11 protein-coding genes and 1 tRNA gene are annotated in these 12,722 nt (G+C 68.8%); 6 read left to right on the forward strand and 6 right to left on the reverse strand.

Going from position 1 to position 12,722, the window contains the following annotated elements; genetic code table 11:
• Positions 1 to 166 precede the first annotated feature (166 nt).
• Together SCI24_RS05660 and SCI24_RS05665 are read left to right on the forward strand one after the other, a co-directional pair.
• Positions 167 to 853: an SOS response-associated peptidase gene (locus tag SCI24_RS05660; RefSeq protein ID WP_318724452.1), complete on the forward strand. Its 687-nt coding sequence runs from the start codon at positions 167 to 169 to the stop codon at positions 851 to 853.
• The gene (locus SCI24_RS05665) at positions 853 to 3,708 is read left to right on the forward strand and encodes an insulinase family protein (RefSeq protein WP_318724453.1); all 2,856 of its coding nucleotides are present in this window, start codon (positions 853 to 855) and stop codon (positions 3,706 to 3,708) included. The genes SCI24_RS05660 and SCI24_RS05665 overlap by 1 nt, the downstream gene beginning before the upstream one ends.
• 69 nt (positions 3,709 to 3,777) lie before the next feature.
• Here SCI24_RS05665 and sbcB read toward each other — a convergent pair whose 3' ends face one another.
• From sbcB to minC, 4 genes are all read right to left on the reverse strand, one after another.
• Positions 3,778 to 5,268, reverse strand: coding sequence for an exodeoxyribonuclease I (gene sbcB / locus SCI24_RS05670; protein WP_318724454.1), 1,491 nt, complete (start codon positions 5,266 to 5,268; stop codon positions 3,778 to 3,780).
• Between the two features lie 178 nt (positions 5,269 to 5,446).
• Positions 5,447 to 5,698, reverse strand: coding sequence for a cell division topological specificity factor MinE (minE, locus tag SCI24_RS05675; protein ID WP_071944062.1), 252 nt, complete (start codon positions 5,696 to 5,698; stop codon positions 5,447 to 5,449).
• On the reverse strand, positions 5,695 to 6,513 hold the full coding sequence (minD, locus tag SCI24_RS05680; RefSeq protein ID WP_318724455.1) for a septum site-determining protein MinD: 819 nt from the start codon (positions 6,511 to 6,513) through the stop codon (positions 5,695 to 5,697). Before minD ends, minE begins: the two co-directional genes overlap by 4 nt.
• Positions 6,514 to 6,585: 72 nt before the next feature.
• Positions 6,586 to 7,350: a septum site-determining protein MinC gene (minC, locus tag SCI24_RS05685; protein ID WP_318724456.1), complete on the reverse strand. Its 765-nt coding sequence runs from the start codon at positions 7,348 to 7,350 to the stop codon at positions 6,586 to 6,588.
• Between the two features lie 258 nt (positions 7,351 to 7,608).
• Here minC and SCI24_RS05690 point away from each other — a divergent pair, with 258 nt between their 5' ends.
• A complete protein-coding gene (locus tag SCI24_RS05690; protein WP_318724457.1) occupies positions 7,609 to 10,389 on the forward strand; it encodes a DUF349 domain-containing protein in 2,781 nt (926 codons plus the stop codon).
• A gap of 105 nt (positions 10,390 to 10,494) precedes the next feature.
• On the opposite strand, the gene phbB is transcribed toward SCI24_RS05690, so the two are convergent.
• Positions 10,495 to 11,241, reverse strand: coding sequence for an acetoacetyl-CoA reductase (gene phbB, locus SCI24_RS05695; RefSeq protein ID WP_318724458.1), 747 nt, complete (start codon positions 11,239 to 11,241; stop codon positions 10,495 to 10,497).
• Between the two features lie 190 nt (positions 11,242 to 11,431).
• Here phbB and SCI24_RS05700 point away from each other — a divergent pair.
• Positions 11,432 to 11,508, forward strand: a tRNA-Met gene (locus SCI24_RS05700).
• Between the two features lie 187 nt (positions 11,509 to 11,695).
• Here the strand turns inward: SCI24_RS05700 and SCI24_RS05705 are convergent.
• A complete protein-coding gene (locus SCI24_RS05705; protein WP_023005485.1) occupies positions 11,696 to 11,905 on the reverse strand; it encodes a helix-turn-helix domain-containing protein in 210 nt (69 codons plus the stop codon).
• Positions 11,906 to 12,058: 153 nt separating this feature from the next.
• On the opposite strand from SCI24_RS05705, the gene SCI24_RS05710 reads away from it, so the two are divergent.
• Positions 12,059 to 12,301 (forward strand): hypothetical protein, encoded by a 243-nt coding sequence (locus SCI24_RS05710; protein ID WP_031217941.1) that lies wholly within the window; start codon positions 12,059 to 12,061, stop codon positions 12,299 to 12,301.
• Positions 12,294 to 12,662, forward strand: coding sequence for an Arm DNA-binding domain-containing protein (locus SCI24_RS05715; protein ID WP_318724459.1), 369 nt, complete (start codon positions 12,294 to 12,296; stop codon positions 12,660 to 12,662). The genes SCI24_RS05710 and SCI24_RS05715 overlap by 8 nt, the downstream gene beginning before the upstream one ends.
• Positions 12,663 to 12,722 lie beyond the last annotated feature (60 nt).

Here is a 12,722-nt window from a genome sequence, read left to right on the forward strand (position 1 = left end):
CGGGCATCGCGGGTCGGGCGACAAGGATACCCTCATCGAACACTGTTTTCGACAGGATATCCCACACGAATGACGATGCAAGCCGGCGACAGGAACGCCGCTCGTTCGCCGCTTTTCTCATCAGGTCGACTTGGTTACCCTGTCGCCCCACCACTGCGGAGACCCCATGGCCGGCCGACTGCATATCGCCCCCCTCGAGCTCGAGCGCCTGCTGCCCGACCTGGTCGCCGAGACCACCCCGATCACCGGCGCCAACCTGGCCCCGCGTCGCCCCCTGTCGATCGTGCGCCTGGAAGGGGGCCGCCTGCGCCTGGTGAACGCCTTCTGGGGGCTCACGCCCCCCTGGCTGAAGGTGCTCGACCATGCGCCCCACTGCGCCCGAGCCGAGGCGCTGACGACCCGCCCCATGTTCCGCGAGGCCTTCGAGGCGCGCCGCTGCCTGGTGCCGGCCAGCGGCATCTACGTGTGGAAGCCGCAGCCACGCTTCAAGCAGCCCTTCCTGGTGACCCGCGCCGACCGGGGCCCGCTGCTGCTGGCGGGGCTCTGGTGCCGCTTCCATACCACCCTGAGCGAGTACAATGACTCCATGGCGCTGATCACGGTGCCCACCGGAGCACTGCTCGCCCCGCTCACCGACCGTCTGCCAGCCGTGATCGCCCCCGAGGACGCGAGGCGCTGGCTCGACCCCAAGACCCCGTTGGCCGAGGCGCAGTCGCTGCTCGCGCCCGCTCCCGGGGAACTGTTGGGCGCCTTTCCGGTATCAAGACGAGTGAATGATCCCGCCAACCAGGATCCGGCCTGCGCCCACCCCACCGGGCCCATGCTGCGCCAGCCCATGCCACAGGAGCGATGATGACACAGTCCTTGCCTGCCCCCTTGCGCCAGACGGCCCGCCTGCTCGCCTGGCTCGCCGTGGCCGCGGCCCTGATCACGGGCCTTAACGCCCGGGCCGAGGTACCCGAGCCGGAGGCGGCCATCGACGAGGTCGTCTCGCCGCGGGTCAGCCCCAACGATGACCGCGACTACCGTGCCCTGACCCTCGACAACGGCCTGAGCGTGCTGCTGGTCAGCGACCCCGAGGCCGACCAGGCCGCCGCCTCGCTGAACGTCGACGTGGGCAGCGCCCAGGACCCGGAGGACCTGGCCGGCCTGGCCCACTTCCTCGAGCACATGCTGTTCCTGGGCACCGACGCCTACCCGGAGTCGGATGCCTACCAGGCCTACCTGTCGCGCCACGGGGGGAGCCACAACGCCTTCACCGCCCCCCATGACACCAACTACTTCTTCGACATCGAGCCCGACGCCCTGGCCGGCGCCCTGGACCGCTTCAGCCGCTTCTTCGTCGCTCCGCTGTTCAATGCCGACCGCCTGGAGAGCGAGCGCAACGTGGTGCACTCCGAGTACCAGGCCCGCATCCGCGACGACGGGCGCCGCGCCCAGGACGTGCTCGACCAGCTGCTCAATCCCGAGCACCCTACCACCGGCTTCTCGGTGGGCAGTCGCGAGACCCTCGCCGACCGACCCGAGGGCGAGCCGAGCCTGCGCGAGCGGGTGATCGACTTCTACGAGGCGCACTACGGCGCCAACGTCATGCACCTGGCCGTGGTCGCCCCCCAGTCCCTCGATGAGCTCGAGGCCATGGTCACCGAGCGCTTCGCCGAGGTACCCGACCGCGGCCTCTCCCGCCCGGTCATCGAGGCGCCGCTGGTGGCGGAACAGACCCTGCCCCGCGCCGCCGAGATGCAGTCCGTGCGCGACAGCCAGCGGGTCAGCTTCCTGTTCCCCGTGCCCGACCCCCAGCAGGCCTATCGCCACAAGCCGGCCGACTACCTTGCCAACCTGCTCGGCCACGAGGGCGAGGGCAGCCTGCTCGCGGTGCTGCGCGAGGCGGGCTGGGCCGACGGCCTCTCCGCCGGGGTGACCCGCGGCGACGGCCGCCATGCGCTGTTCGCCGTGGACATCAGCCTGACGCCGGCTGGCGCCGAGCGGCTCGACCGCATCCAGGAAAGCCTGCTGGCCACCATCGAGCGGATCCGCGAGGCCGGCCTGGCGCCATGGCGCTACGAGGAGCAGGCGCGCCTGGCCGAGCAGCAGTTCCGCTTCCAGCAGCATGGCTCGCCCCAGGGCGATGCCATGCGGCTGGCCATGAACCTGTCACGCTACCCGCTGGAGGACGTCAACGTCGCGCCCTACCGCATGGATGGCTTCGATCGCGACCAGATCGCTCGCTGGCTCGACGGCCTGCGGGGCGACAGGATGCTGCGCCTCTACAGCGGCCCGGAGGTCGAGGGCGAGAAGGTCTCGCCCTGGTTCGACGCCCCCTGGCGCGAGGTCGAGGCGACAGTCGAGGCCGAGCCGCTGGCGGGCCTCGCCCTGCCCGAGCCCAACCCTTATATCGCCGAGGACCTCGAACTCCTCGACCGCCACGACGAGGTCCCCGAGAAACGCATCGAGGAACCGGGCTTCAGCTTCTGGTACAAGGCGGATGCCCGCTTCGATACCCCCAAGGTGGAGTGGCGTTTCAGCCTCCAGCACCCCGCCGCCAGCCAGGAGGCCCGCGAGGCGGCGCTCTCCCGGCTGCTTGCCGGCTGGCTCGGCGACAGCCTCAACGAGACCCTCTACCCGGCACGGCTGGCCGGCCATGGTTTCGAGGCCTATGCCCACGCCCGGGGCATCACCCTGTCGTTCTCGGGCTGGCGGGACCGCCAGGACCGGCTAATCGCCCGGGTCCTCGACCAGCTGCAGGAGGGCGAGATCGACGCGGCGAGCTTCGACCGGGTGCACTACCGCCTGCAGCGCGAATGGCGCAACGCGCCCCAGGACGCCCTCTACCGGCAGGCCCATCGCACCCTGGCCGAGGCCCTGGTACGCCCCCAGTGGCCCACCGACGCCCTGCTCGAGGCCAGCCGCGAGCTCGGCGTGGCGGACCTGCGCGACTTCCGCGAGCGCTTCCTGGCCGAGCTGCGCCTGGAGGCCATGGCCGTGGGCAACCTCGACGCCACGCTCGCCGAGCGCGAGGCCCGGCAGGTCGCCGAGGCACTCTCTCCGTCCCTTGCGGAAGACGAGATCCCGGATCTCGTCCCCCTGCAGGCGGACGACCTGCCCGCGCTGACGCCGACCACCACCCGGGAAGAGTCGCTGGTACTGCGCTACCTCCAGGGGCCGGACCGTTCGCTGGCCAGCCAGGCACGCCTGGCGGTACTGGGCCAGCTGCTGGAGACCCCCTTCTACCAGCGCCTGCGCACCGAGGAGCAGCTCGGCTATGTGGTCAACGCGGGTTACTCGCCGATGCTGGACGCGCCGGGCATCAGCCTGCTGGTGCAGTCGCCCGACACCGCAAGCGAGGTGATCCAGGAGCGCATCGACGCCTTCCTGGACGACTTCGCCGGGCGGCTCGAGGCGCTCGAGGACGAGGACCTGGCACCCTACCGCCAGGCCGTGCACGACGCGCTGATGCAGCGCGACACCAGCCTCTCCGGGCGCACCAACCGCCTGTGGCGCGCGCTCGCCTACGGTGACACCGCCTTCGACCGCCATCGCCGGCTCGCCGAGCGGACCCTGGCCGTGACGGCCGAGGAGCTGCGCGAGGGCTGGCCGGCACTGCGCGAGGACGGCGTGGCGCGGGTGAGTTTCGACCCGGGTGACGAGCCCAGTGACGTCCTCTCCCTGAGCCACCACCTGAAGCCGCTGCCCGAAGGCCGCGACTGACCCTCCGACACGACAGTGCCCGGCCATTGGCCGGGCACTGTCGTTGGCATCGCGACGCGGAGCTCGTGGTCAGTCGAAGGCCTGGGGGGGCATGATCGCCTCCACGTGCATCACCAGTTCCTCGAGGACCTGCCGGTCACGGTCGGAGAGCGGCACACTGTTGAGCCGCTCGATCTCCCGGGCGAACTCCTTGAGGGTCAGGCCGGCGATGGCAGGGTCGTTCATGCGCTCCCAGCGGAAGGCCTCCCAGCGCGCCTGCTCCTCGCTCTCCAGGGTCTCCGGATAGCTGCGGGCCCGGTAGCGGAACAGCATCTCCTCGAGGCGCGGGTCCTGGAAGGCGAAGCGTGCTCCCACCAGGTCCCAGGGGTCGGTCTCGCGCACCCGCTGCATCTGCTGGCGATCCGCCGGCGAGAAGAAGCCCCCGGCATAGAGCATCAGGTCCGGGTCATGCGGCGGCTCGGGAGGCGGCGCGGCAAACACCTCGGCGACCCGGGCGGCCACCTCCGGGCGGGCCGACAGCTGCTTCCAGTGGTCGCGGCAGGCGGCCAGGTCCAGCCCCAGGCGCTCGACGATGGCGCCGTATTCGCCCTTGTGCGGCCCTTCCACGTCCTTGAGGGCGCTGGTCGGGAACAGCACCGGGCACTTGTTGAGGTGGATCACCTTCAGCGGAATGCGCTCGGCCCCCTCCGCCAGGTCGTCGTTGCTGACGAAGACCCGCTCACGGATCTGCTCGGGGGTGAGCTCCAGCAGCGGGGCCGGATCAATGGAGAGGTCGAAGACGATCACCCCGTTGGGGTTGGAGGGGTGCTCGGCCAGCGGCATCACCAGGGCGCTGCAGCCACGGCTCGCCGGGTAGCGCCGCGAGATGTGCAGCACCGGCTTGCGCCCGGGCAGGTCCAGCTGCCGGGCGACGGCACGCTTGCCGCGCAGCCCCAGCAGGTAGTCGAAGAGCTTGCCGTTGCGCTCGCGCAGCAGCCTCGCCAGGGCGATGGTGGCGCGGACGTCGGCCAGGGCGTCATGGGCCCCCGCATGGGCGATGCCGTTGGCGGCCGTCAGGTGTTCCAGCTTGAAGCTCGGCGCGCCATCGTCGCGCGTCGGCCACTCGATGCCCTCGGGACGCAGGGCATGGAAGGCACGCACCACGTCGATCAGGTCCCAGCGCGAGTTGCCGTTCTGCCACTCCCGGGCATAGGGGTCGAGCAGGTTGCGGTAGAAGAGGTGGCGGCTCACCTCGTCGTCGAAGCGCAGGCTGTTGTAGCCCAGCGCGCAGGTGCCCGACTCGCTCATGGCCGCCTCGACCACGCCGGCGAACTCGGCCTCGGGCAGGCCGCGGCGGCGAGCCTGCTGGGGCGTGATGCCGGTGATCAGGCAAGCCTGGGGATGGGGGAGGAAGTCATCGGCCGGCTTGCAGAAGAGCTCGAGGGGCTCGCCGATCTCATTGAGGTCGGCATCGGTGCGAATGGCCGCGAACTGGGAGGGGCGGTCGCGACGCGGGTCGGCACCGAAGGTCTCGTAGTCGTGCCACAGGAAGGACTGCGGGGCGGCGGGGGACTGCGCCATGGGCGGGAGCTCTCCGAAGGGCGTGGGTTCACGGGCCCCAGCCTAGCACAGCCCCGCGGACGACTCAGCCGGCGGGCCGTCGCCCGGGAAACGCTCGGGGCTCTCCATGCAGGGACCGCTCAGGCTACACAGGGACCGCTCAGGGCTGTCCGCGCAGGAGCCGCTCGGGACGGCCCGTTCAGGCCTTGGGCAGGGTCACGTTGAGCTCCAGCACCGAGCAGTTGTCCTCGCTGTCGAGGGTGATGTTCACCGCATCGTCGTCGATCTGCACGTAGCGGCGGATCACCTCCAGCAGCTCCTTCTCCAGCAGCGGCATGTAGTCCGGCTGCCCCCGCTGGGTGCGCTGATGGGCCACGATGATCTGCAGCCGCTCCTTGGCGACCGACGCAGACTTCTTGCGCTCTCGCTTCAGGAAATCGAGCAACTTCACCGGCGGACTCCTCCAAACATGCGGCTCAACAGGCTCTTCTTCTGGTACTCGTGGAAGCGCAGGGGCACCTCCTCGCCCAGCAGGCGCGCCACGGTATCGGCATAGGCCTGGCCGGCATCGCTGTTGTCATCGTGGGTGACCGGCACCCCCTGGTTGGACGCCCGCAGCACCGCCTCCGACTCCGGGATCAGGCCGAGCAGGTCGATGGCCAGGATCTCGCGGATATCCTCCAGGTTGAGCATGTCCCCCGTGTCGACCCGGCCCGGGTTGTAGCGAGTGATCAGCAGGTGCTCCTGGATCGGGTCCTCGCCGCGTTCGGCGCGCCGGGTCTTGGAGGCCAGCAGGCCGAGGATGCGGTCGGAGTCGCGCACCGAGGAGACCTCGGGATTGGTGACCACGATCGCCGCGTCGGCGAAGTACATGGCCAGCTGGGCGCCGCGCTCGATGCCCGCCGGGGAGTCGCAGATGATGAAGTCGAAGTCCTTGCTCAGGGTATCGAGCACCTTCTCGACGCCCTCCTGGTTCAGGGCATCCTTGTCGCGGGTCTGGGAGGCCGGCAGGATGTGCAGGTTGTCGACCCGCTTGTCGCGGATCAGCGCCTGGTTAAGCCCCGCCTCGCCCTGGATCACGTTGACCAGGTCGTAGACCACGCGGCGCTCGCAGCCCATGATCAGGTCGAGGTTGCGCAGCCCCACGTCGAAGTCGATGACCACGGTCTTCTTGCCACGCAGCGCCAGCCCTGTGGCGATGGCGGCTGCGCTGGTTGTCTTGCCGACCCCGCCCTTGCCGGAGGTCACAACGATGATCTTGGCCAAGTGTCGCATCCTGTCTTGTGATGATGAAAGGGAATGGTGGTGCCAGCGCGGCTGCCGCACCGCTGGCCGGCATCAGGCCAGCGGCGTGATGCCGAGCTGGTCGTCGCTCAGCCGGACCTGGACGGTGGTACCCAGCAGGCGCGGGTCGATGTCCTCGAGGCGCTTGTAGTTGCCGGCCACCGAGAGCAGCTCGGCGTGCAGTTCACGGCAGAAGATGCCGGCCTGGGGATCACCATGGATCCCGGCCAGGGCACGTCCGCGCAGGGCACCGTAGACATGCACGCTGCCGGCGGCGAGCACCTCGGCGCCGGCATTGACCGCCCCCACCACCACCAGGTCGCCCTCGGGCGCGGTGACCTGCTGCCCGGAGCGCACCGTGCCGCGATAGATGCGACCGCCCGCCGTGGTGCCGGCCAGCGCATCGGGGGTCATGGCCTCTCCTGCCGGCTCGACCGGGTCGGCGTCGGCCTCTACGTCGCCGGCGACGCTCTCCAGGGGGCGCGGGCGCGAGGCCTCCTGGGGCGGGAACCAGCCCAGCCCCAGGGCCCAGGCCGACTGCTTGACCGGGTCCGGGCCGCCGCGCACCGCCACCGGCAGCAGCTTGTGGGCCCGGCAGACCGCGCAGATGCGCTCCAGGGCCAGGTGGGGTTCATCGAGCTTCTCGACGTTGAGAACGACCGGGGTATGCTGGAAGAAGGCCGGCGACTGGCTGATCTTGCCCGCGAGCTGCTCGCGGATGCGCTCGGGGTCGGCGCTGGTCAGCTCCATGACCGTCATCGGCAGCATCCCCCCCTTGAAGGTGAATGCCATGCTGTCCCTGTCCACTTTGAGACTCATTGCCGAACTCCACGTCGGGTGATGATCGGGGTACAGCCACAAAGCTAAGCGAGTGGCTGCGCCCCTGCAACCGATCATACGGTCAAGGGGCGGCCGTTGTCAGTGTCTCCGGATGGCCACACCTCCCGGCCGGCTGGACTTTTCTGCCACCTCGGCACGTGCTTAGATACTCTCGACCCAGGCACCGCACCGCTGCCGCCAACAATAACGACCTTACCCGCGCCCCGTCGGGGAGCGCTCCCTTTGTCAGGATGCCCCATGCCAGGACTCCTTCGCCGCCTGTTCGCCCCGCGCTGGAAACACCCGGACCCCGAGGTCCGCCGCCAGGCCGTGGCCCGCCTCGACCCGTCCCGCGATGACCAGCGCCATGCCCTCGAGCGGCTCGCCCTCGACCCCGAGCCCGCGGTGCGCGAGGCGGCCCTGGCCCGCCTGGAGGACCCCGAGCGTCTGCTCGCCCTGTGCAAGGAGGGTGACGTTTCCCCGGAGCTGCGGCGCCACCTGGTGGCCCTGCTCGCCGGCCGCCGCGGTGCGCATGACCTGCCGGCGCGCATCGCCCTGGTGGAGCGGCTCGAGGACCCTGGCCTGCTCAACGAGCTCGCCCTGCAGGGCGACAACCAGCAGCTGCGCCTCGCCGCCCTGGCCCGCCTCGAGGCGGAAGAGGACCTGATCCGCCAGGCCTGCGACAATGGCATTGCCGCCGTGCGTCATGCCGCCGCCGCCCGGGTGGAGAGCGAGGCGGGACTCTCCCGGCTGGCCCACGAGGCCCGCCGCGACCGCCAGGTGGCCCGCAAGGCGCGTGAACGCCTCAACCGGATGCGGGCCGACGCCGCCTCCCTGGCGGCCGCCCGGGAGCGCCGCGAGGCCCTGCTCGAGACCCTCGAGCAGCACGCCGGCAGCCCCTGGGAACCGCTCTATGCCGGTCGCTTCCGCCACCTGATGCGCGAATGGGCCAAGCTGGAGGACCTGCCGGACGCGCGGCAGGAGCGGCGCTACCAGGATGCCTGCCTGCGCTGCCGCAAGGTCATCGGCGACCACGAGGCCCAGGAGCACGCACGGGATGCCGACCATCGCCAGCGCGAGAGCGCCGACCAGACCCGCGAGGCCCTGGTCGAGGCCCTGGAGGAGAGCCTCGAGGGCCTGCAGCAGGGCGACCGGCTGACCGACCAGGACATCGCCAGCCTGCGCGCCCAGAAGCGCCTGCTGGCCACCCGCTGGCAGGCCCTCTCCGACCAGCACCTGGCCGACGAGGCACTGCGTGACCGCTACGACCGGGCGCTGGCCGCCTATGAAGGCATCGTCCAGGCGCGCGTCCGCCTGGACGAGCGTGCCGGGGCGATCGAGCAGGCCCTGGCCGACGGCGATGACCAGCGTCTCGAGGCCCTGGTAGAGGCCTGCGGCTGGCCGCCGGGGCTGGCCCCGGCGCCGCTGCTGCAGCGAGCCCGGCAGCGACTCGCCGCCGAGCCTGCCCGGGAAGACGGCGACCTGGAGGCTCGACTGTCGCGCTTCGTCGAGGAGCTCGACCAGCTCGAGCGCCTGCTCGAGAGCGGCGCCTTCAAGGGCGCCAGCCGGCTGTACCAGCGCCTGCGCCAGCAGGCCGACCGGCTGCCCCAGGCACCGCTCGAGCCGCACCAGGCGCGACTCAAGCGCCTCGCGGCACGACTCGCCGAACTGCGCGACTGGCGCGGCTTCGTCGCCGGCCCCAAGCGCGACCAGCTCTGCCTCGCCATCGAGGCGCTGGCCGATGAGGAGGGCGCCAGTGACCAGGCCCTCGACCGCCGCCACCGCCAGCTGGTCAGGGAGTGGAAGGCCCTGGGCGATGCCGCCGCCAACCGCGAGCAGTCCGCCCGCTTCCGGGCCGCCTCCGACCGCCTCCACGAGCGCCTGGCCCCCTGGCGGGAGCGCCAGCAGGCGGAGCGCCAGCGCAACCTGGCTGCCCGCGAGGCACTGTGCGAGCAGCTCGAGACGCTGCTCGAGCAGCCTGCCCACGAGGCCGACCCGGATGCGCTTCGCGAGATCCGCGACCGCTCGCGGGAGCAGTGGCGCCGCTTGGCCCCGGTACCCCGGGAGCAGGCCGAGCCCATCGGACGACGCTTCGGGCGCATCCGTCATGACCTCCAGGCCCTGATCGACCGGCGCGCCCGGGAGATCGCCGAGGCCAAGCGTGACCTGATCGAGCAGACCCGCGAACTGCTGGCCCGGGAGATGCCCGCGGCCAGGCGGGCCGACCAGGCCAAGGCGCTGCAGCGCCGCTGGCGCGACCTGGGACGCGCCCCCAAGGGCGAGGAGCAGGCCCTGTGGCGGGAGTTCCGCTCGCTGTGCGACGACATCTTCGCCAGCCGCGATGCCGCCAGGGATGACCAGGCCCAGCGCAACCGGGCCCAGCTGGATGCCATGCAGGCGCTGATCGACCGGCTCGACAGCTGGCACCCGGCGCACAGCCGCGAGGCCGGCGTGCTGGACGAGGCGGTGCGGGAGGCCACGGCACTCGAGCCCCTGCCCTCGGGACGTCGCAGCGAGGGCATGCGCCGCCGCTGGACCGGCATCGTGCGGGCTCGCCGCGAGCGCCTGGCCCGCCTGTCGCTGGCCGAGGAAGCCGAGCGCTGGCAGGCCATCCGCCCCCTGCTCAATGCCCACCTGCAGGCGGACGCCCGGCGCCTGGCGGGTGGCCCCGTCGAGGCGGTCCCCCTGCCGGATGGCCTGGCCCTGCCGAGCTCACTGCAGGACGCCCACGAACGTCGCAATGCCGCCCGCCAGGCCGGCGCGGACGATGCGGTGGAGGAGCGACTGGCACGCCTGCGGGCCCACCTGTCGCTGCTGGCCGGCGGTCGCGTCAACCAGCGGGACGACCCGCTGCGCCTGGCGATCCAGGTCGAGCGCCTCAACGACAGCCTGAGCCAGCAGACCTCCCGCGCCGAGGAGCTCCACCAGATACTCGCCGACCTGCTGGCCACCGGCCCGATGCCCGAGGGGCTCTGGGAGCGCGAGGTGGGCGAACTCGACCGCATGCTCGAGAGCCTGGCCGAGCTGCCACCGCCCTGATCAGGAACGCCGCCCACAGACGCGACAGCGCGAGGCGGATGCCTCGCGCTGTCGGGGGCTGCCGCCGGGGTCACCGGCGACAGGGGGCGTGCGACGGTCGGGCGATCAGCCCATGAACTGCCCGCCGTTGATGTCGATGTTGGCGCCGGTGATGAAGCCCGACTCCTGGTCGGCGAGGAAGGTCACCAGGCGACCGATCTCCTCGGGCGTCCCGTAGCGCTTGACCGGGATGGTCTCGCGGATGGCCTCACGGACCTTCTCGGGAATGTTCATGATCATGTCGGTGGCGATGTAGCCGGGTGACACCGTGTTCACGGTGATGCCCTTGGTGGCCGTCTCCTGGGCCAGCGACATGGTCAGGCCATGCATGCCCGCCTTGGCCGCGGCGTAGTTGACCTGGCCGAACTGGCCCTTGCGGCCGTTGATGGACGAGATGTTGATGATCCGGCCGTAGCCCTTGTCGAGCATGCTCTCGATCACGCTGCGGCAGGTGTTGAAGACGCTGTTGAGGTTAGTGTCGATGACCTCGTGCCACTGGTCCGGCGTCATCTTCTTCATGGTGCCGTCCCGGGTGATCCCGGCACAGTTGACCAGCACACTCACGGGACCGTGCTTCTCCTCGATCTCCTTGACCCCTTTCACGCAGGCATCAAAGTCGACCAGATCGATCCCGGCGATGTCGATGTTGTCGAAACCCTCGGACTTCTGGGTCTCCAGCCAGGCCTTGGCCTTTTCCGGGTTGTGGTATCCCGCTACCACCGTGTAGCCCTGCGAGGCCAGCGAGCGACAGATGGCGCTGCCGATCCCCCCGGTACCACCGGTGACCCAGGCGACGGGTGCTTGTGTTGTCATTGACTACCTCCCTGATATGCATGACATCTTTTCTGGCGTGGCGCCAGGCCGGCCATCACCAGTCTTGTTCATTGATCTGTCACCTTGATGACAGCAGGGGAAGTATGGACCAGGGAGTGCCGCCGGGACGAGCGTTTGAAATCAATCCTTGACCACAGGCGGATAGCCTGTAGAATACTCTCAACGTTGATGCGGGGTGGAGCAGTCTGGTAGCTCGTCGGGCTCATAACCCGAAGGTCATCGGTTCAAATCCGGTCCCCGCTACCAATATTTTAGAGGCAGGTCAGTATCTTACTGGCCTGCCTCTTTTCGTTGTCTGCAGGAAAAGTCGCCTGTGACACCACTGTGACACTCCCGTGCCACCCATCGGAAATCTCTTCCAGCCATTGCCGTCGAACAACGACCTTCGGGCAGACAGCGTCACAAGACGCCTGAAGTGGCCACCCCCCCTTTCTCACGGCTCCTCGGGCACATACTCCAGAAGATCGCTCACCTCGCACTGGAACAGCCGACACAGTTTCTCCAACGCTTCCAGATCGATGCGCTGCGCCGTCTCCTTGTAGAGAAGCGTCACCGTATTGCGGTTTAACCCGGTCTCTCGCGCCACATCCACGATCTTCATCTTGCGCTCCCCCATCAGGCGCGCCAGGTGGCATCGAATCATGCTCACTCCATCTCAAAGGTGATTTTTTTATCCTGGATAACAAAAAGCCCTTGCAAATGTGATTATGCAGGCTAAAATGCCATTCAGGATGGCATTTGGCTACTGCGAATGCCTTTTGTAGACACAGGCTATCACCACGCGAGGGCGTTTTCGATGGATACCTCCTATACCTACCTCACCACGGAAGAGCTCGCAGCCAGGATCAAGTACGACTGCCGCACCATCCGCCAGTGCCTCAAGGACACCGTCCTCCTTGAAGGTAAGCACTACATCAAGCCTTTCGGGCGGCGAAAAATCCTTTTCCTCTGGGAAGCGGTTGAGCAAGAAATGCTGGCCGACTCCACAGGCGACGATCTGGCGATCCCCATGGCAGGTGGAGGGGTATGTCATGGGTAAGGTCCGAGTCCGCAAGGAAACAGGAAAACTCTATCTCGACTTCTTCTATCAGGGCGTGCGTTGCCGAGAGCAGACGGCGCTGACGGATACCCCTGCAAACCGAAAACAAGTCGAGAAGCTGATGCAGCGAGTCGAAGCCAAGATTCTGCTGGATGAGCTCGACTATGCCGAGTTCTTCCCGGGAAGCCGTAACTTGAAGAAGATTCAACAACAAAACTCTCAAAGCGAAGGAGAAGAAGATGAATCACTCTCCAATAGGGATACTGCCATAAGTTTGACATTCAAGGAATTTGCCAATCAATGGTTCCAGGAAATGCAGGTAGAGTGGCGGCAGTCACACATACGTAAGTGCCTAATCTAAAGTTTTCGTGCATAATGTGTGTAGGATACCTGACACGGACGGAACCATGGCAAGGCGCTT

It is taken from the genome of Halomonas sp., from assembly GCF_033549285.1.
In the GTDB taxonomy this organism is placed as follows: Bacteria; Pseudomonadota; Gammaproteobacteria; order Pseudomonadales; family Halomonadaceae; genus Halomonas.

What these genes read in the sequence shown, in the direction of transcription:
- SCI24_RS05660 (WP_318724452.1), top strand. Translation starts at nt 167, where the DNA reads ATGGCCGGCCGACTGCATATCGCCCCCCTCGAGCTCGAGCGCCTGCTG.
- SCI24_RS05665 (WP_318724453.1), top strand. Translation starts at nt 853, where the DNA reads ATGACACAGTCCTTGCCTGCCCCCTTGCGCCAGACGGCCCGCCTGCTC.
- sbcB (WP_318724454.1), bottom strand. Translation starts at nt 5,268, where the DNA reads ATGGCGCAGTCCCCCGCCGCCCCGCAGTCCTTCCTGTGGCACGACTAC.
- minC (WP_318724456.1), bottom strand. Translation starts at nt 7,350, where the DNA reads ATGAGTCTCAAAGTGGACAGGGACAGCATGGCATTCACCTTCAAGGGG.
- SCI24_RS05690 (WP_318724457.1), top strand. Translation starts at nt 7,609, where the DNA reads ATGCCAGGACTCCTTCGCCGCCTGTTCGCCCCGCGCTGGAAACACCCG.
- phbB (WP_318724458.1), bottom strand. Translation starts at nt 11,241, where the DNA reads ATGACAACACAAGCACCCGTCGCCTGGGTCACCGGTGGTACCGGGGGG.
- SCI24_RS05705 (WP_023005485.1), bottom strand. Translation starts at nt 11,905, where the DNA reads ATGATTCGATGCCACCTGGCGCGCCTGATGGGGGAGCGCAAGATGAAG.
- SCI24_RS05710 (WP_031217941.1), top strand. Translation starts at nt 12,059, where the DNA reads ATGGATACCTCCTATACCTACCTCACCACGGAAGAGCTCGCAGCCAGG.
- SCI24_RS05715 (WP_318724459.1), top strand. Translation starts at nt 12,294, where the DNA reads ATGGGTAAGGTCCGAGTCCGCAAGGAAACAGGAAAACTCTATCTCGAC.